This window comes from Pandoraea commovens (assembly GCF_024704525.1).
Lineage (GTDB): Bacteria > Pseudomonadota > Gammaproteobacteria > Burkholderiales > Burkholderiaceae > Pandoraea > Pandoraea commovens.
This window is the reverse complement of record NZ_CP102780.1, coordinates 4970436-4988579: the sequence shown is the minus strand read 5'-3', so window position 1 is coordinate 4988579 and position 18144 is coordinate 4970436. Positions and strand designations below refer to the sequence as shown.

15 protein-coding genes are annotated in these 18144 nt (G+C 63.2%); 8 read left to right on the top strand and 7 right to left on the bottom strand.

Annotation, left to right across the window (positions count from 1 at the left end):
* Positions 1-216 precede the first annotated feature (216 nt).
* From pncB to NTU39_RS22430, 5 genes are all read left to right on the top strand, one after another.
* Complete coding sequence (gene pncB / locus NTU39_RS22450) at positions 217-1410, top strand: nicotinate phosphoribosyltransferase (protein ID WP_150664507.1); 1194 nt, start codon at positions 217-219, stop codon at positions 1408-1410.
* A 169-nt stretch (positions 1411-1579) separates the two neighbouring features.
* Complete coding sequence (locus NTU39_RS22445; protein WP_150664506.1) at positions 1580-2242, top strand: LutC/YkgG family protein; 663 nt, start codon at positions 1580-1582, stop codon at positions 2240-2242.
* A gap of 251 nt (positions 2243-2493) precedes the next feature.
* Entirely contained in the window at positions 2494-3912 is a 1419-nt protein-coding gene (locus tag NTU39_RS22440) for a sodium:proton antiporter (RefSeq protein ID WP_150664505.1), read from the top strand.
* A gap of 46 nt (positions 3913-3958) precedes the next feature.
* A complete protein-coding gene (locus NTU39_RS22435) occupies positions 3959-4951 on the top strand; it encodes a 2-hydroxyacid dehydrogenase (RefSeq protein ID WP_174984678.1) in 993 nt (330 codons plus the stop codon).
* Positions 4952-5029: 78 nt separating this feature from the next.
* Positions 5030-6493, top strand: a complete 1464-nt coding sequence (locus NTU39_RS22430; RefSeq protein ID WP_150576113.1) for a DNA recombination protein RmuC — start codon at positions 5030-5032, stop codon at positions 6491-6493.
* Between the two features lie 102 nt (positions 6494-6595).
* Here the strand turns inward: NTU39_RS22430 and NTU39_RS22425 are convergent, their stop codons facing one another.
* From NTU39_RS22425 to NTU39_RS22395, 7 genes are all read right to left on the bottom strand, one after another.
* Positions 6596-7093, bottom strand: coding sequence for a GNAT family N-acetyltransferase (locus NTU39_RS22425; protein WP_150664503.1), 498 nt, complete (start codon positions 7091-7093; stop codon positions 6596-6598).
* A gap of 3 nt (positions 7094-7096) precedes the next feature.
* Entirely contained in the window at positions 7097-7381 is a 285-nt protein-coding gene (locus NTU39_RS22420) for a hypothetical protein (RefSeq protein WP_039401268.1), read from the bottom strand.
* Between the two features lie 135 nt (positions 7382-7516).
* Entirely contained in the window at positions 7517-8800 is a 1284-nt protein-coding gene (gene moeA / locus NTU39_RS22415) for a molybdopterin molybdotransferase MoeA (RefSeq protein ID WP_150664502.1), read from the bottom strand.
* 87 nt (positions 8801-8887) lie between these two features.
* Complete coding sequence (mobA, locus tag NTU39_RS22410; RefSeq protein WP_257958607.1) at positions 8888-9547, bottom strand: molybdenum cofactor guanylyltransferase MobA; 660 nt, start codon at positions 9545-9547, stop codon at positions 8888-8890.
* A gap of 22 nt (positions 9548-9569) precedes the next feature.
* The gene (locus NTU39_RS22405; protein WP_257958606.1) at positions 9570-10328 is read right to left on the bottom strand and encodes a hypothetical protein; all 759 of its coding nucleotides are present in this window, start codon (positions 10326-10328) and stop codon (positions 9570-9572) included.
* Between the two features lie 251 nt (positions 10329-10579).
* Positions 10580-11707 (bottom strand): GTP 3',8-cyclase MoaA, encoded by a 1128-nt coding sequence (gene moaA / locus NTU39_RS22400; RefSeq protein ID WP_150664499.1) that lies wholly within the window; start codon positions 11705-11707, stop codon positions 10580-10582.
* Between the two features lie 368 nt (positions 11708-12075).
* Positions 12076-15396: an Rne/Rng family ribonuclease gene (locus NTU39_RS22395; RefSeq protein WP_257958605.1), complete on the bottom strand. Its 3321-nt coding sequence runs from the start codon at positions 15394-15396 to the stop codon at positions 12076-12078.
* 619 nt (positions 15397-16015) lie between these two features.
* Between NTU39_RS22395 and NTU39_RS22390 the strand changes: the two genes are divergently transcribed.
* Genes NTU39_RS22390 through NTU39_RS22380 form a run of 3 tightly spaced genes read left to right on the top strand, consistent with a single transcriptional unit; the run spans position 16016 to position 18088 of the window.
* A complete protein-coding gene (locus NTU39_RS22390) occupies positions 16016-17020 on the top strand; it encodes an RluA family pseudouridine synthase (RefSeq protein ID WP_150664607.1) in 1005 nt (334 codons plus the stop codon).
* Complete coding sequence (locus NTU39_RS22385; protein WP_039401249.1) at positions 17007-17669, top strand: HAD family hydrolase; 663 nt, start codon at positions 17007-17009, stop codon at positions 17667-17669. The genes NTU39_RS22390 and NTU39_RS22385 overlap by 14 nt, the downstream gene beginning before the upstream one ends.
* A 20-nt stretch (positions 17670-17689) precedes the next feature.
* Entirely contained in the window at positions 17690-18088 is a 399-nt protein-coding gene (locus tag NTU39_RS22380; protein ID WP_150664606.1) for a Rieske (2Fe-2S) protein, read from the top strand.
* The last annotated feature ends 56 nt before the right edge of the window (positions 18089-18144 follow it).

Here is an 18144-nt window from a genome sequence, read left to right as displayed (position 1 = left end):
AGCCTCCTCCCGCCCCACCGCAAGACGAGCTGCCACCCCCACTCCGATCCGTTAGCGCATTTGGGATGATGTGATGCGTGACATCGCTTTGCGGTACGATGCCAGGTGTTCCTGTGCGCTGCCCGTCAACGAGTATTGCGCGCGTATGAAAGTACGCGCGAACGTTCGGCAGCGTTCGATGTTTTCTCGTGAGTGCTCCGCACGGAGCCTGTCGTCATGATCATCACGTCGCTGCTCGATACCGATCTCTACAAGTTCACGATGATGCAGGTCGTTCTGCATCACTTTCCTGCGGCTCAGGTCGAATACCGCTTCAAGTGCCGTACCGAAGGCGTCGACCTCACGCCCTACGTCGATGAAATCCGCGACGAAATTCGCTTGCTGTGCGGGCTTCGCTTCACAGAGTCGGAGCTGCGCTATCTCGGCGCGATGCGCTTCATCAAGAGCGATTTCATCGATTTCCTCGACCTGTTCCATCTGAACGAGAAGTACATCACGGTCACGCCGTCGCCCAAGGGCAACGGTGAGATCGATATCGAAATTCGCGGGCCCTGGCTTCACACGATTCTCTTCGAGATTCCCGTGCTCGCCATCGTCAACGAGGTCTATTTCCGCAATACGCAGCGCACGCCTGCGTATGAGGAAGGGCGTCAGCGTCTCAAGGACAAGATTTGCATGCTGGCGGAGCCGGCCGATTACCGTGATTGCAAAATCGCCGATTACGGGACGCGTCGCCGTTTCTCGAAAGAGTGGCACGAGGAAGTGATTCACACGTTGCGCGACGAACTCGGCGAGCAGTTCGCGGGCACGAGCAATGTGTACTACGCGTCGAAGCTTGGGCTCACCCCGCTGGGCACGATGGCGCACGAGTATCTTCAGGCGTGTCAGGCGCTGGGTCCGCGTCTGCGCGATTCGCAGATTTTCGGTTTCGAGACGTGGGCGAAGGAGTATCGCGGCGACCTCGGGATCGCGCTCTCCGATGTCTACGGCATGTCGGCCTTCCTGCGCGATTTCGACATGTACTTCTGCAAGCTTTTCGACGGCGCACGCCACGACTCGGGCGATCCGTTCGCGTGGGGCGAGCGTCTGCTGGAGCACTACGCGCAGAACCGCGTCGATGCGCATACCAAGACCATGATCTTCTCGGACGGTCTGGACATTCCGAAGGTGTTGCAGCTTTTCGAGCGCTTTCGCGACCGCTGCAAACTGGCTTTCGGCGTCGGGACGAACCTGACCAACGACCTCGGTTATCAGCCGCTGCAAATCGTCATCAAGATGGTGCGTTGCAACGGTCAGCCGGTGGCCAAGCTGTCGGACTCGCCAGGCAAGAATATGTGCGAGGACGATGCTTATCTGGCGTATCTGCGTCAGGTGTTCGAGATCGCACCGTTGCCGGAAAAGGCGAAGTGATCCGAAGGCGGGTGCAGACGATTCCGATAGTGCGCGAACGCCCGTCGCGCTGGCAGACCCAGCCGCTATAATTGCGCATCGCCCGCCAGACTTAGGTCCGGTGGCTTCGAGAGACGACACAGTGACGACGCCGGCCGCAGACCGGCGCGTCGGCTTCACAGGACAGCCCATGGATACCTCCGACGCCCGCAATCGCATCTTCGCCCGCATTCGCAACGCCCAGCATCGTTCCGATGCCGCCCGCGCGAACGAGCAGGCGGCGGCCGAGGACTATCTGGCGCGGCACCCGCAGGGACCGCGTCCGGCGATGTCCGGCGACATCATGGCGACGTTCATCGCCAAGGCCGAAGCGCTTTCGACGACGATTAACCGCGTTCCCGCCATGAGCGACGTGCCGGCGGCGGCCAGTACGTATTTGCAGGCGAACGGCCTGACCACCCGCGCGGTGGCGTGGCCGACGCTGCGCTCGCTCGATTGGGCGAGCGCCGGCTGCGAAGTGGAATTCCGCAAACCGCATGGCGACGATCTCGTCGGCATTACCGGATGCTTCTGCGCGATTGCCGAGACCGGTGCGCTGATGATGATGTCGGGACCGGAGACGTTTGCTTCGGCCACGCTCCTGCCCGAGACCCACATCGCCGTGGTGCCTGCATCGCGCGTCGTCGCCGGTCACGAAGACGGCTTTGCGCTGATGCGCAGCGAGCGAGGACAACTCTCGCGCGCGACCAATTTCATTGCGGGACCGTCGCGGACCGCCGATATCGAACAGACGCTGGTGCTGGGCGCGCATGGGCCCTACCGTGTCCATCTCATCATTGTCGACGGCGCTTAAGTAGCGCCGCGTCGCGCGGACGGTCGATCCGGCGCGCGACGCATCGACGTCGACTTTCTCACTCGCCCGCGTAGATGCGCGACGGCGAGGCGCAAGACTGCGGAAAGCGACCGAATGCCGAAGGCATCGGTCCTTTCGGGAAACACACATCATCGTTTTGGGATTTATCCCAAGGTCGTGCTGTTATGGGCACTCCGGCGCTGACGGCGACTCGTACGCAGTCGACCATCAATCACTAGGAACCAGAAACAATGCATAAGGGGATTTGGGGAGCACTGACCGCGACGGGGCTGGCATTGGCAAGCCCGGCGGCCTTCGCTGCCGGACCGGACGGCGCACAACTCGTCGCCTGGTGGGGCGTGCCGTTTGCCGGACTGCTGCTGTCGATTGCGCTCGGGCCGCTGCTTGCTCCCGCGTTCTGGCACCACCACTTCGGCAAGATCGCGGCGTTCTGGGGCGCAGCTTTCCTGCTGCCGTTCGCGCTGGTCTTCGGCGCCGGGGCGGCGTGGTACGGCGCCGTTCACGCGGTCGTCGGGGAGTACATTCCGTTCGTCGTGCTGCTCACGGCGTTGTTCACGACGGCCGGTGGCATTTGCGTGCACGGCAACTTGCGCGGCGGGCCGTGGCTCAATACCGGGCTGCTGACGCTGGGCACCGTGCTGGCGAGCATCATGGGCACGACCGGCGCGGCCATGCTGCTGATTCGTCCGCTGATTCGCGCGAACGACAACCGCAAACACAACGTTCACGTCGTCGTCTTCTTCATCTTCCTCGTGGCCAACGCGGGCGGTTCACTGACCCCGCTGGGCGATCCGCCGTTGTTCCTCGGTTTCCTGCAAGGGGTCGATTTCTTCTGGACGACGGCGCATATCTGGCCGGAGACGCTGTTCATCTGTGCCGTGCTGCTGGTGCTGTTCTTCATCATCGATGCTTACCATTTCCGTCAGAAGAGCGAGCGTCAGATCGACGAGCTGGATCCGACGCCGCACGCCGCGCCGCTGCGACTCGAAGGCAAACGTAACTTCATTCTGCTCGCAGCAGCTGTCGGTCTGGTGCTGATGAGCGGTATCTGGAAGCCGGGTGTCTCGTTCGACGTGTTCGGCACGCCGGTCGCCTTGCAGAATCTGGCGCGCGACGTCGGTTTGGTCGTGGTGACGCTGATCTCGTTGGCGATCACGCCGCGCACGGCGCGCGAAGGCAACGGCTTCAACTGGGAGCCGATGAAAGAGGTTGCCAAACTGTTCGCAGGCATCTTCCTGACGATCATCCCCGTGGTGGCGATTCTGCGTGCGGGCGAAGCCGGTGCACTGGGCTGGGTGATTCGTCTGGTGACGGGGCCGGGCGGGGCGCCGGACAACGTGATGTACTTCTGGGCGACGGGGTTGTTGTCGTCGTTCCTGGATAACGCGCCGACGTACCTTGTGTTCTTCAATACGGCGGGTGGCGATGCGGCGTCGCTGATGACGAGCGGTGCAGCCACGCTGGCGGCGATCTCGGCAGGCGCTGTGTTCATGGGCGCGAATACGTACATCGGGAATGCCCCGAACTTCATGGTGAAGGCCATTGCGGAGCAACGCGGCATTCGCATGCCGAGCTTCTTTGGCTATATGCTGTGGTCGGGCGCAATTCTGCTGCCGCTGTTCGTTGTGATGACCCTGATATTCTTCTGAGCCGCAATAGGCCCACGTCGCCACGCGGCCAACCTTTACGAGACAACTGGTGAAACCGAAGATCCTGGTAGCCCGCGCCATTTTTCCTGACGTGATCGAACGTCTGGCGCAGTACTTCGACGTCGAGCGGAATGATGCCGATACGGTGTTTTCGAGCGACGAATTGCGTGCGCGTCTGGCCGACAAGGCCGGTGCGATCACCACGGCGAGCGAGCGCATCGATGCGTCGGTGCTCGCCGGTGCGCCGAATCTGCGCGTGGTGGCCAACATGGCGGTGGGCTACAACAACTTCGATATCGAAGCGATGACGGCCGCAGGCGTCATGGCGACGAACACCCCCGATGTGCTCAACGAGACGACCGCCGATTTCGGCTGGGCATTGCTGATGGCGACGGCGCGTCGCGTGACCGAGTCCGAGCGCTGGTTGCGCGAGGGGCACTGGGACAAGTGGGCTTACGACATGTTCCTGGGCGCCGACGTGCATGGCAGCACGCTGGGCATCGTCGGCATGGGACGCATCGGTCAGGCGATCGCGCGTCGCGCCATGGGCTTCAATATGCGGGTGGTGTATCACAATCGCTCACGTCTCGATGCCGCGACGGAAGCGGCCTGCAAGGCGAGCTACGTCGACAAGGACACGCTGCTGCGCACGGCCGATCACGTCATTCTTGTCTTGCCGTATTCGAGCGCAACGCATCACACCGTCGGTGCCGCAGAGTTGGCGCTGATGAAGCCGACGGCCACGCTGGTGAATCTGGCGCGCGGCGGCATCGTCGACGATGCCGCGCTCGCTGCGGCGCTGGCGAATAAGCAGATCGCGGCTGCTGGCCTCGACGTGTTCGAGGGCGAACCGAAGGTGCATCCCGATTTGCTGAAGGTGTCGAACGTTGTGCTGACGCCGCACATCGCGAGCGCGTCAGCGGCGACACGCCGGGGTATGGCCAGTCTGGCAGCCGACAATCTGATCGCGGCGCTGGGTTTCGGGGCGGCCGCAGGCAAGCCGCCTTGCCTGCTCAATCCGGCGGCGCGCAAGTCATAAATGACGTCAGGCGACGTCAGGCGACGTCGGCAGTGACGTTGGCAGAATAGAGAAAGAATCAACGGGAGTCGCAACGCGATGGTCGAGATGGTGTTGGTAGCGCTGGCGGCGCTGAATTTGTTGGTGATGATCGCGATTGCGGTGAAGGTCTGGCAGCGTGGCGGCGACGCGTCGCTGCGCGCGACGCTCAATGACTCGCTCACCAATGTGCGTGACGATCTGCTGCACGCGGCGGACCGTAGCGAACGCGGGCTGCGTCAGGAGTTCGCCGAGACGGCGCGCGCCGGTCGCGGTGAGCAAAGCGCGCAAATGGCGCAGTTCCAGCAAACGCTGGCGGCGCAGATGACGAGCGTCGCCACGGTGCAGAACAATCAGATCGACGGCTTCGCCCAGCAACTCGCGAAGCTCACCGAGTCCAACGCCGCACAGCTGGAAGCCATTCGTCAGAGTCTGGTGCTCAACGGCCAGCAGATGCGCGAAGAGCAGACGTCGACGCTGCGTCGCTTCGGCGAAGCGCAGCATCAGCAATTGACGCAACTGTCCGAAGGTAACGAGCGGCGTCTGGCAGAGGTGCGTGCCACGCTTGAGCAGAAGCTCAAGGACATTGAGGTCAACAACGCGGCAAAGCTGGAAGAAATGCGTCGCACGGTCGACGAGAAGCTGCATGCCACACTCGAACAGCGTCTCGGCGAGTCGTTCAAGCTGGTGTCGGATCGTCTGGAGCAGGTGCATCGCGGACTCGGCGAAATGCAGACGCTCGCCGCAGGTGTGGGCGATCTCAAGCGTGTGCTGACCAACGTGAAGACGCGCGGTATCTGGGGCGAAGTGCAGTTGCAGGCGCTGCTCGAACAATTGCTCACGCCCGAGCAGTATGCGAAGAACGTGGCGACGCGTCCGGGCAGCACCGAGCGCGTGGAATTTGCGATTGCCTTGCCAGGGCAGAGCGGCGATAGCAACAAGCCGGTCTGGCTGCCGATCGATGCCAAGTTCCCGCGTGAGGATTACGAGCGCTTACTCGATGCGCAGGAGCGCGCCGATCCGGTCGCGGTTGAAGAGGCGTCGAAGGCGCTGGAAACGCGTATTCGACTGGAAGCGAAGACGATTGCAGACAAGTATCTGGCGCCGCCGCACACTACCGATTTCGCGCTGCTGTTCCTGCCGACGGAAGGTCTGTATGCGGAAGTGCTGCGACGTCCGGGATTGTCGGATCTGCTGCAACGCGAATATCGCGTGACGGTGGCGGGGCCGACGACGCTCACGGCGTTGCTCAACAGTCTTCAGATGGGATTCCGCACGCTGGCCATCGAACGACGTTCCAGCGAAGTCTGGCAAGTGCTGGGTGCGGTGAAGACGGAGTTCACCAAGTTCGGCGATGTGCTCGCCCGGACGAAGTCGCAGTTGGAGACCGTGACGCGCTCCATCGACAAGGCGGAAGTCCGTACCCGCGCGATGGCGCGTCAGCTCAAGGCCGTCGAAGCATTGCCCGGCGAGCAGGCTGTCGAACTGTTGGGCGTCGAGATGGAGCCGGACGAAGAGGACTGAGCGTTGGTCCGCCCGACGGTGTCGCCGTCGCGCCGCTTGGCCAAATGCAAAGCGCCCTGAATGTTCAGGGCGCTTTTTTTGTTCAGGACGCTTCAATATGCTTCAGGCCCTGGACGCTTTCCCGCCTTCGGCAAATTGCGTGAGGGCGTCGCCCGTCATGCGGACCACGCGCCAGTCGGGCAGGACCGTTGCGCCCTGCGCCTCGTAGAAGTCGATGGCCGGTTGATTCCAGTCGAGCACCGTCCATTCGAAACGTCCGCAATTGCGCTCGATGGCGATGCGCGCGAGCTGACGCAACACCGCCTGTCCCACGCCACGACCGCGCATCGTCGGCTGCACGTAGACGTCTTCCAGATACAGACCCCGGCGGGCGAGGAACGTCGAGAAGTTGTGGAAGTAGATCGCGTAGCCGACCGGCACGCCATCCCACTCGGCCATCAGGCATTCTGCTGCGGGCTTCGCACCGAACAGCGCCTCGTGCACGCTCTCGGGCGTTGCCTCGAAGATATCCAGCAACTTTTCGAAAACAGCCAGCTCTCGCATCAGGCCGTGAATAGCGCCGACATCGTCGGCAGTCGCAGCGCGCAGGGTCAGGGACATCGCTTAGTACTCTTCTTCCGGGGCGTCGCTCAGTGCGATCTCGATGCCGCCGAACTTCACCGCCACCCAGTTGTACAGGTGGCAGGCAATCCAGAGCAGCACGAAGCCGACGATGGCGTTGAGCACGAGCGCGGAAATGATCGCGAGGCCCGGCAGTTCGCCGTAACGGATGAACGCCGCCAGGAAGGCGAGCAGAACCAGCGGAATGCTGAAAGTGAGGTAGACCAGCACCAGCGCTTTGGCCGTTTGGCCGGGACTGATGTATGTGATCTGTTTTTTCGTTGTCATTGCCGTGTGCTTTCGGTTTGTGTGGTGCTGACATCGTCGAAGCGCCGACGTCAGCGATATTTCGTTATTGCGTTGCTTCGCTTTTTTTGGGGGTATTCGGATGCGCTTGTGCTGGAGTGAGTATCGGGATTGTTGTTACACCAGACCGTCGAATGGGATGACGTCGACCAGTTCTCCGGCGGCGACATCGCCACGTTCGGTGCCCAGCGTCACAAAACAGTTGGCTTCGCTCATGGTGCGCAAAATGCCCGCGCTTTGTGCGTCCGCGACGGTGACTTGCCAGCGGCCCTGAGCATCCGCAGCGAGAATGCCGCGCAGAAACTCGGTGCGCCCCGGACGCTTGGCGATGGCGGTGGCCGTCGGTACGGGCAGGCACGGCGTGACTTGCGGCTCTGCACCCATAAGAGCGAACAGGCCGTCGCGCACCAAATGGTAGAACGACGCCATCACGGCGGCAGGGTTGCCGGGCAAGCCGAACAGCAGGGCGCGCTTGCCCTCGCTCTCCAGTTCGCCGAAGGCAAACGGGCGGCCCGGGCGCATCGCCATCTTCCAGAACACGACATTGCCCAGACGCGTCATCATTTCGCGCGTGAAATCGGCTTCGCCAACGGATACGCCACCCGAGGTAATGACGGCGTCGGCCTCGCGACAGGCGGTGCGCAGGGTGTCTTCGATGGCCTGAGGGTCGTCGCGTACGACACCCAGATCCAGCACTTCGACGCCCAATCGTTGCAGCATGCCGAAGAGCGTGTAGCGATTGCTGTCGTACAGATTGCCTGGGGCGAGCGGTTCGCCTACCGAGCGGAGTTCGTCGCCGGTCGAGAAGAAGGCGACGCGGATGCGTCGGCGCACCGGGACTTCCGCAATGCCCAGCGACGCCAGCAAGCCAAGAGCCGCCGGTCGCAGTCGCTTGCCTGCATGCAGGGCGATATGGCCGGTGGCCAGATCTTCCCCGACATGACGCACGTGACGCCCGGGCGTGACGGCCGCTGCGTCGAAGGTGACGATTTCGGTGTCGCCTTCGCGTTGTACTTGTTCCTGGGGGATGACGGTGTCGCAACCGGCGGGCAGAAGCGCGCCGGTCATGATGCGCACGCATTCGCCATTGGCCGTCACACCGTCGAAGGGATGACCCGCAAACGAGCGGCCTGCGACACGCAGACGGACTTCGCCGCCGGTGGCCAGCGCGGTGCCCGCAAATGCATAGCCGTCCATCGCGGCGTTTTCGAAAGCGGGGACGTCGAGCGGCGATACGACGTCACGACCGAGCACGCGGCCCAGTGCGCTGCGTACGGCGATCTGCTCGATGGCGGATACGGGACTCGCGGTGCGCGCAATGATGGCGCGCGCCGCTTCGACCGTCATGTGGTTAGGGTCGTAGTCCGGCAAGCCGGCCAGGGCTTCGTCAAGTGTTGTCATCGGTATGGCGTCGTCATCCGGCACGTACCCGGCATGAATCCCGTAAAAGCGGTGGCGACGGATCGGGCTGCGTCGCCACCCGGCACTTCAGGGCGCGCGCGGCGAATCGGTAAGGAGGTCGTCCAGCGTGTTGACATTGTAAAACGGACGCTCGTCACCGAAGTGAACTTGTACTGCCTTGTGGCGTGACAGCCACGCTCGCACGCGGTGTTCCCCGGCCGCCAGCGTCGCCGCCAGATCGTCGGCCAGTGACCGGTGAAGAAGTGCGAATACCGGATGCGGCCCCTGCGCCGTTGCAGCATAGGCCGCCAGCGGGCGTGCGCTGGCGGGGGCACCGGGATCGGCTTTCGGCAGCGCGTTCAGCGCGGCGCTTAGCCGCTCGCCCAGATCGTCGGGAAGGTAGGGGGAGTCGCACGGCACGGTGAGGACATAGTCCGTACATGCCGCGCGCAGTCCGGCCAACATGCCCGCGAGCGGGCCGGCGAAATCCTGAACTTCGTCGCTTATTACACCGTCCGCGCCGTCCGCATCGCCGATGCCGAGGGCGGCCGCATAGGCATCGCGATTCCGATTGGCGCTGATGAGCAACGCGCCAACCTGCGGACGCAGACGAGCCAACGCATGCTCGACCAGCGGTCGTCCGGCGAAGGGCTGGAGGCCCTTGTCACGCCCGCCCATACGCTGAGCGCGCCCGCCCGCGAGGATCAATCCTGTGATGTCGCTGCGGCGGATGGGCGGGGTCTTCATGGATGGAAGATGGATGGCAGGGTCAGGAGCGGTTCAGGGCAATGACACGTCCAGCCGCATCGAACCAGACGGCACCGTCGCCGAGCATCACCCCTTGATCGCGAGCGAACATCAGGCGGGGCACGGCTGCGCCGATGGTCCGTACGTAACCATCGGTGAAGATCTCGTTATAGCGTGCAAGCAATGACTTCGGGTTCCGAAGAATGATCGTTTTGCCACGCAGCGACACATGCAACGGGTAACGGATCGATTGTGCGACGACATCGCGTCGGTCGTCGAGCACGCCCTTGCGGAACTGCGTCGCCGCGCGATTGATGGTCTCGTCGTCGTTCGCGCCGGCCACGCCGTACAGGTGGTCGATCTTTCCGCTCTGAATACTGGCAAGCGAAAGCTCGAACGGCACCGTGCGGCCGCTGCGCAGGTCTTTCCACTGGCCGGAAATCACTTCGCACGAAGACGATGCGCCGCGTTGACGATTGACGTCGTCCGCGGCGGCGAATTCGCCTTCGAAGGTGGCGCGCGGCATGCCGCCGGCGTCGAATTCGGTCAGATGCAGGCGCGACTTGTTCTCCAGCTTGCCGGTGAGTGTCGTGTCACCTTGCGAGGACGCATTGGCGTAACGGCCGTCGAGCTTGCCGCCGGAGGTCGAACGAAGCACCAGTCGCAGCGGATTGCGTTCACCGAGTTGGCCGGTGTACGTCAGGACATGGTTGGCAATGTTGCGATCGGACGGGTCGCAATCGGCGCGGGCGACAGCCGGTGCGAGGGCGGCGGCGAGCATCGTCAGGGCACTCAGGCCGATGGCGATGAGGCGCGACGGGAAGGGCGTGCGTGTGCGGCCTGTGTGTAGGGCGTCACGTGGAGCCACACTGGAAGAAGGAGGCGAGGAGTCTCGGGCGCAACCAGCGTCCGGGGCAACAGAAATCATGAGTCGAGAAGGAATTCGGTAAATCGAAAGCAGCGTCGAAAGCAGCGTCGAAAGCGGTGAGACGAACCGCACGGCGGGGCAGGTGGGCAGGCAAGCCCGCGCACTTATCCGCCGATGTAGGACATCTCCACTTTCGGTGGTGCGTCTTCAGGCAGGCCGGTGGCCGCCGTGCGCAAGGCTGAGTAGCGGTCGGTGCGCTTGTGCCAGATGTCGCCGATGACGGTCGAAATCTGCGCGTCGCTTGCGCCGTTACGCAGCAGCGTACGCAAGTCATGACCTGAGCTGGCGAACAGACACAGGTACAACTTGCCTTCCGTAGACAGACGGGCACGCGAACAAGTGCCGCAAAATGCACGGGTGACGGAGGAAATGACGCCGACTTCCCCGCCGCCGTCGCGATATTGCCAGCGCTGCGCGGTCTCACCCGCATAGTTGGCTTCGAGCGGTTCGACCGGCAGGGCGTCGTTGAGTCGGGCGATAACGTCGGCGGACGGCATGACTTCATCCATGCGCCAGCCGTTCGACGTGCCGACGTCCATGTATTCGATGAAGCGCAGCACCACACCGCTGCCATGGAAATGTCGCGCCATCGGCACGATTTCGGAGTCGTTGGTGCCGCGTTTGACGACCATGTTGACTTTGACCGGGCCGAGACCGACGTGCTGCGCCTCAGCAATGCCTTCGAGCACCTTGGCGACCGGAAAGTCGACGTCGTTCATCTGCCGGAAAATCGTGTCGTCGAGACTGTCGAGACTGACCGTGACACGGGTCAGTCCAGCGTCCTTGAGCGATTGCGCGCGACGCGCCAGCAACGAGCCGTTGGTCGTGAGCGTGATGTCGAGCGGTTTACCCGACGGCGTGCGCAGACGTGCCAGCATCTCGATAAGACGCTCGATGTGCTTGCGCAGCAGCGGCTCGCCGCCCGTCAGACGCAGCTTCTCCACGCCATGTTCGACGAACAGGCGCGCAGCGCGCTCGATCTCTTCGAAAGACAGCAGGGAGGATTGCGGCAGGAAGGCGTAGTCCTTGTCGAACACGTCCTTCGGCATGCAGTACACGCAGCGGAAGTTGCAACGGTCCGTCACCGAAATCCGCAGGTCGTGCAGCGGCCGTGCCAGCGCATCTTCGAGATGGCCGGTGGCAGCGCGCACTTGTGCGGGAACCTGCGGTGCATGCGTCGCATAACGCGCGTCGCTACGCAGATCGGTGAGTCGGATGATCGTTTCAGTCATGGTGGGGCCTTAGCTTGCGTCTCCATTCTAACGAATTGGCCTGATGGCCGCCGAAGTCGGCCCAATTCAGCCGATCTTAGCGATCGGGGCATCGGATATCGGTACCGGGGCCTTCGTTGTGAGACGTCAAACCTGTACTAAGGCAGAAGATACGGGCACGGCGAAACGGGCACAAGTCGGGACAACGCGGGGTTGCAAAGGACGTGAACGTCCCAAGAGCGCAACCATGAAAAAAGGAGGCCGAAGCCTCCTTTTCTGGCATCACGCGGATTTCAGGTCCGTCGGGCGGACGGTGCACCGTGAGGTGCATCCGCCCCGACGTCATATGAGATCGACGTCCCGCGCCGTCCGGTCACCCGGTCACTTGATTAAGCAGTGTGGTTCGTCGAGTGCGTTTCCACCTGCTCCATCGGACCGCTGTTGAGCGGCGTGGACGGGCGGCGTTCACGCGGCACGTGCGGTGCCGGTGCTGCCTGCGCAGCGGCTTCCTTGGCGGCACGGTGCTTGTCGGCGTCCGTATGGACCCAGACCAGACCCACGCTTTCCAGCGTCGATTCCAGCGCGCCGCGCTCCAGCGTCGGGGCCACCGCCACCGGGGCAGCCTTCTGCGTCACGACTTCCGTCACCGCAGCAGCGGCTTCCATCACGACCGGTGCCGCAGGGGCTGCCGGTGCAACGGGGGCCGGTGCGACTTCCACCGGCTTGGCGGTTTCGACCATCTGGACCGGTGCCGGGGGCGTCGATTGCGTCGGCGCTTGCGTCGTCGGTTGAGCCGATTCGGCGACCGGAGCCGGTGCGGCTTCTGCCGGAGCGCTCGACGCAGCTGCCGTGGCGGCAATCTCCGTCAGGGCTTCGGCCGGAACCGTCGGCTGAGCCGGGGCTGGCGTCGCGACCGGCAGCGGAGCGCTGACCGGCGGCACGATCGGTGCGGCAGCCACTTCAGCGGTCGGCAGCGGTGCGACGTTGACCGGTGCGACCGGTGCGATCGTCAGGGCTTGCGTGACAGGTTCCGAAATCGGCTCCGAAACCGACTGCGACGGCACTTCCGGCGTTGCGGCCGGGGCGGCTTCCGTCACCGTGGCGACAGGTGCCGGGGCTTCGACCGGCGCGGCGCGTACCGGCGTCGGTTCTGCGTGAGCCAGCGGTGCGGCCGGTGCCGGAATGGCCGGCGTCGTCGCACGGACCAGGGCATCGGTCGCCGCGTTCTCGGCGGATTCGTCCGTCAACACCGGTGCACGCGTGCCTTCGACTGCTTCCAGGGCTTCGCCTTCGACTTGCTCGCCGTCGGCGTTCAGTTGCGATTCACCGGCTTCGCGCTCACGACGGCCACCACGACGACCGCGACGACGGCTGCGGCGACGCTCTTCACCGCCTTGCTCGCCTTCTTCACCCGTTTGCGGCGCGCCTTCGACCTGAGCCGTCAGACGATCCTGATCCAGTTCTTCCTGCTCGGCGTTCAGCGGTGCTGCCGGGACTGCGCGTTGCGTCACGGCTTGCTGGCCTTCGGCCCCTTCAGCCTGACGACGATCACGACGCTCGCCACGTTCACGACGGCTGCCACGTTCGCGGCCTTCACGCGGCTCACGACCCTCCTCGGCACGCACGTCCTGAGCCGGTTGACGCTGGACGTCGTCGCGCTCGCGCTTGTCGCGGCCTTCCTGACGTTCCTGGCGTTCCTGGCGTTCATTACGGTCGCCACGTTCGTTGCGTTCATTGCGCTCACCACGGTCCGCACGTTCTGCGCGTTCCGGACGTGCGCCACGACCGTCACGGCCCTCACGGCCCTCACGCGCCGGCTGGCCGGCGTTGTCCTTGCCCGACTTGTTCTCGTCGCGGGCATTGCCACGGCGATTGCGGTTTTGCTGATGCGGACGCTCATGGCGCTCGCGCGGCGGACGTGCCGTCGGCTTGGTCGGCTCTTCGGCCTTGACCGGTGCGGGCGCGGCAGCGCCGATACCGAACAGACGCTTGATGAAACCGAAGAAACCACCGGTGGCCGGTGCGGCTGCGGCCGGTGCGGTCGCGGCGACAGGTTCCGGGCGCGGTTGTGCGGCCGGTGCCGGTTGCTCGGGCGTGATGCCCTTGACTGCGGCTTCCTGACGCGGACGCGCATCTTCTTTCTTCTTGCTGTAGCCGGCCGGATCTTCTTCCAGCGAGCGTGCAGCCTCTTCGGCGAGCGCGTAGCTGGCCTTCGGGGCATCCAGACGCGGATCGTCGAAGCGCAGGCGCTCCAGCTTGTAATGCGGCGTCTCGAGGTGCTTGTTCGGGATCAGCAGCACGCCAACCTTGAAGCGCGCTTCGATCTTATTGATTTCCTGACGCTTTTCGTTGAGCAGGAACGCCGAGACTTCGACCGGCACCTGGCAGTGGATCGCTGCCGTGTGCTCCTTCATTGCCTCTTCCTGGATGATGCGCAGGACTTGCAGTGCCGACGATTCGGCATCGCGGATGTGGCCGGTGCCGTTGCAGCGCGGGCAAGTCACGTGCGTGCCTTCCGACAGCGACGGACGCAGACGCTGACGCGACAGCTCCATCAAGCCGAAACGCGAGATCTTGCCCATCTGGACGCGTGCACGGTCGTGCTTGAGCGCATCCTTCACACGTTGTTCGACTTCACGCTGGCTCTTGGCCGACTCCATGTCGATGAAGTCGATCACGATCAGACCGCCGAGATCGCGCAGACGCAACTGGCGCGCGACTTCGTCGGCGGCTTCCAGGTTGGTGCGCAGGGCGGTTTCTTCGATATCGGCGCCCTTGGTCGCGCGCGCCGAGTTCACGTCGATGGAAACGAGCGCTTCGGTGTGATCGATCACGATCGCGCCGCCCGAGGGCAGCGGCACCTGACGCGAGTAAGCCGTCTCGATCTGATGTTCGATCTGGAAACGGGAGAACAGCGGCACGTCGTCGCGGTACTGCTTCACGCGGTTGAGGTGATCGGGCATGACCACCTGCATGAAGTTGCGTGCTTGTTCGGAGATTTCTTCCGTATCGATGAGGATTTCACCGATATCCGGCTGGAAATAGTCGCGGATGGCGCGGATGACCAGGCTCGATTCGAGATAGATCAGGGCCGAATCGCGCGGCAATTCGATGTTGTGGGACGCGCCTTCGATGGCGTGCCAGAGTTGCAGCAGGTAGTTCAGGTCCCACTGCAGTTCTTCGGCCGAGCGGCCGATACCTGCGGTGCGGGCGATGATGCTCATGCCTTCGGGCAGTTCGAGCTGGCCCATCGTCTCGCGCAGTTCCTGACGGTCTTCGCCTTCGATACGACGCGAAACACCACCGCCACGCGGGTTGTTAGGCATCAGCACCAGATAGCGGCCAGCCAGGGAAATGAACGTCGTGAGGGCTGCACCCTTGTTGCCGCGCTCTTCCTTTTCGACCTGAACGATGAGTTCCTGGCCTTCGGAGAGGGCGTCCTGAATGCGCGCATTGCGCACATCGGCACCTTCGCGGAAGTACGCGCGGGCGACTTCCTTGAACGGCAGGAAGCCGTGGCGGCCTTCGCCGTAGTTGACGAAGCAGGCTTCGAGGGAGGGTTCGATACGGGTGATGACACCCTTGTAGATATTGCCTTTACGCTGTTCGCGTCCGGCAGTCTCGATATCGATGTCGATGAGTTTTTGCCCATCGACGATTGCCACGCGCAGTTCTTCCTGCTGCGTGGCGTTAAACAACATGCGTTTCATGAAAACGACTCCCACCCGCCGCAGTTGCCAATGCGCAGTGCGTCGGGCACGTATCACTCGAGTTATCCAACACGCGAGGTTCGAGCCGGGAGTGGAAGAATTGCCGGGGGGTCCGGGCGATGAGGCCGACGGACGCTATGGCGCCAGGAATACGTTTTCGCGCTCACCCGGATCCGCCGGGCCGCCGGAAAACACCGGCTCGGCGCGGATCACTTCGGGCTTGCAGTCCATACCAATAGAAACTGGACGAGAAACTTCATCAGCGTTTTCTCGGGGCGCCTGCCGACACTTATTCTTCTTGTGACGGCGCCTCACTTCGACTTTTTGCGCGAACGATATTCACAAAGCGATCAGCTCGGACAATGCAGTCCGGGCTGATCGCCAAAAAATTCTATAACCACCAACTCTATCCGCGTCACACGCGCTCGACCGAAGCGGCCTATGGGCCCACTTCCTGCCGTCGCTGCGTGACGTGCGTGCGCTCGCTGCTCCAGGGTCACCGGACGAGCAGCCTGCCCGGGGTGCAAGTAAAATACCGTTTTGGGGTATGCACCGACAGAGGTGGGGATTTGGCATGATTCCCGCTACCGCCATCTCTGTCGGACAAATTATATTCATAATGAATGAGTTAGGCAAAAGTCGGCAGAAAATGGTTGCGCCGGCGTCCGCACCGCAGGTTCGTCTCGTCGAGGTTGACGATGGTTCGGCCGGTCAACGTATCGATAATTTCCTGTTGCGTGAGTGCAAAGGGGTACCGAAAAGCCACGTCTATCGCATTCTGCGTAGCGGGGAAGTCCGCGTAAACAAAGGGCGAGTAGACGCAGCCTATCGACTTGTCATCGGCGATATCGTCCGCATTCCGCCGGTCCGGATGGCCACGCCCGACCCCGAGGCAAAGGCCCATGTCCCGGCCGCCACCTTCCCCATCCTGTTCGAAGACGACTACCTCATGGCCATCGATAAGCCGGCCGGTGTGGCCGTGCACGGTGGCAGCGGGGTGTCGTTCGGGGTGATCGAGCAATTGCGTCAGGCGCTGCCGCAGCTGAAGTTCCTGGAGCTGGTGCATCGGCTGGATCGCGAGACGTCCGGCATTCTGTTGCTCGCGAAAAAGCGAGCGGCGCTGGTCGGCATGCATGAACAGATCCGTCACAACCGGATGGACAAGCGCTATCTCGCCTGCGTCACGGGCGAATGGCGAGACCCCAAACGCGCGGTCAAGGCACCGCTATATAAGTATGTCACCGCCGAGGGTGAGCGCCGGGTGCGGGTGCAGGAAGACGGGCAGGCATCACACACCGTATTCCGCATGGTGGAATCTTATCCGCCTTATACATTGCTCGAAGCGGAACTGAAAACGGGGCGCACCCATCAGATCCGGGTTCACCTGGCGCATTGCGGTACGCCCATTGTTGGCGACGACAAATATGGCGACTTCACGCTGAACAAGAATCTGGCGCGGCCCGGCGTTCGTCCCGGTATCAAGCGGATGTTCCTGCACGCTTATCGGCTGAAGTTCACGCACCCCGTGCTGGACACGCCGATTGCGTTGGAAGCGGCGTTGCCGCCAGAATGTGAGCAATTCCTGAATCAACTTCGAACCACCACCGCTGATGCCAAGCCCTGAATTTGACCTGGTCGTGTTCGACTGGGACGGGACGTTGATGGACTCGACGCCCACGATCACCCGCTGCATCCAGGCGGCTTGCCGGGACCTCGGGTTGCCGGTGCCGACGGACGAGTTGGCTAGCCACGTCATTGGCCTCGGGTTGCGCGACGCGCTGCAAATGGCCGTGCCCTCGCTCGACCCGTCGCACTATCCGCGTCTGTCCGAGCGCTATCGTTTTCACTATCTGATAGGTGATAAGGAGACGGTGCTGTTCCCGGGCGTTCGCGAACTGCTCGACGAATTGCGCTCACGAGGCCGTTTCCTCGCCGTGGCGACGGGGAAATCTCGGGTCGGACTGAACCGGGCGCTGGAATCCGCCGGTCTGATGCGGATGTTCGACGCGACCCGTTGCGCCGATGAGACATTTTCGAAGCCGCACCCGGCCATGCTGCAAGAGCTGACGCGCGAACTCGGTCAGGATCTGCGCCGTACCGTCATGATCGGCGACACCACACACGATTTGCAGATGGCGCGCAGTGCTGGCGCGGCGGGCGTGGGCGTGGCCTACGGTGGCGCGCATCCGCGCGATCAACTGGTTGCGCTCGAACCCGCATATTGTGCAGGCAGCGTAGCCGAGCTGCGCGACTGGTTGCTGGAGCGCGTGTGAGCGAAGCCGCACATCCCACGATGCCGCTGCCGATTTGTCCGGGCAATGCACTGGAAGACGGCGGGCTCGGGGTTCGCTTCGAGGTGCTCGTCGGCGGACGGCCCACGCCGGCTTTCGTGATTCGTTACGACGGCCGCGTCTACGGCTATCTCAATCAGTGCGCCCACGTGCCGATGGAGATGGACTGGTCCGAGGGACAGTTCTTCGAGACGGGCGGCTTATACTTGATGTGCGCAACGCACGGTGCGACGTACGAGCCCGATACCGGGCTTTGCGTTGGCGGGCCGTGCCGGGGCGGGGCATTGCAGCCGGTGCGCGTCGAGGAACAGCCTGCTGCATCGGGCGAGCCCGGCGCGCCGACGACCGTCGTCTGGTGGCCGGAGGCCGGTATCGCGGCGCCCGAAACGTCAACCTCCTGACAAAACATCCGCATCCGGTGCTAAGTTACTTCAAACGTTGCTGAGCGGTCCAATGT

Excerpts from the sequence above, each read along its gene's own strand:
- NTU39_RS22425 (WP_150664503.1), bottom strand. The coding sequence starts at position 7,093 with ATGTCCCTGACCCTGCGCGCTGCGACTGCCGACGATGTCGGCGCTATT.
- moeA (WP_150664502.1), bottom strand. The coding sequence starts at position 8,800 with ATGACAACACTTGACGAAGCCCTGGCCGGCTTGCCGGACTACGACCCT.
- NTU39_RS22440 (WP_150664505.1), top strand. The coding sequence starts at position 2,494 with ATGCATAAGGGGATTTGGGGAGCACTGACCGCGACGGGGCTGGCATTG.
- NTU39_RS22405 (WP_257958606.1), bottom strand. The coding sequence starts at position 10,328 with ATGCTCGCCGCCGCCCTCGCACCGGCTGTCGCCCGCGCCGATTGCGAC.
- NTU39_RS22395 (WP_257958605.1), bottom strand. The coding sequence starts at position 15,396 with ATGAAACGCATGTTGTTTAACGCCACGCAGCAGGAAGAACTGCGCGTG.
- NTU39_RS22380 (WP_150664606.1), top strand. The coding sequence starts at position 17,690 with ATGCCGCTGCCGATTTGTCCGGGCAATGCACTGGAAGACGGCGGGCTC.
- mobA (WP_257958607.1), bottom strand. The coding sequence starts at position 9,547 with ATGAAGACCCCGCCCATCCGCCGCAGCGACATCACAGGATTGATCCTC.
- moaA (WP_150664499.1), bottom strand. The coding sequence starts at position 11,707 with ATGACTGAAACGATCATCCGACTCACCGATCTGCGTAGCGACGCGCGT.
- pncB (WP_150664507.1), top strand. The coding sequence starts at position 217 with ATGATCATCACGTCGCTGCTCGATACCGATCTCTACAAGTTCACGATG.
- NTU39_RS22385 (WP_039401249.1), top strand. The coding sequence starts at position 17,007 with ATGCCAAGCCCTGAATTTGACCTGGTCGTGTTCGACTGGGACGGGACG.
- NTU39_RS22420 (WP_039401268.1), bottom strand. The coding sequence starts at position 7,381 with ATGACAACGAAAAAACAGATCACATACATCAGTCCCGGCCAAACGGCC.
- NTU39_RS22445 (WP_150664506.1), top strand. The coding sequence starts at position 1,580 with ATGGATACCTCCGACGCCCGCAATCGCATCTTCGCCCGCATTCGCAAC.
- NTU39_RS22430 (WP_150576113.1), top strand. The coding sequence starts at position 5,030 with ATGGTCGAGATGGTGTTGGTAGCGCTGGCGGCGCTGAATTTGTTGGTG.
- NTU39_RS22390 (WP_150664607.1), top strand. The coding sequence starts at position 16,016 with ATGAATGAGTTAGGCAAAAGTCGGCAGAAAATGGTTGCGCCGGCGTCC.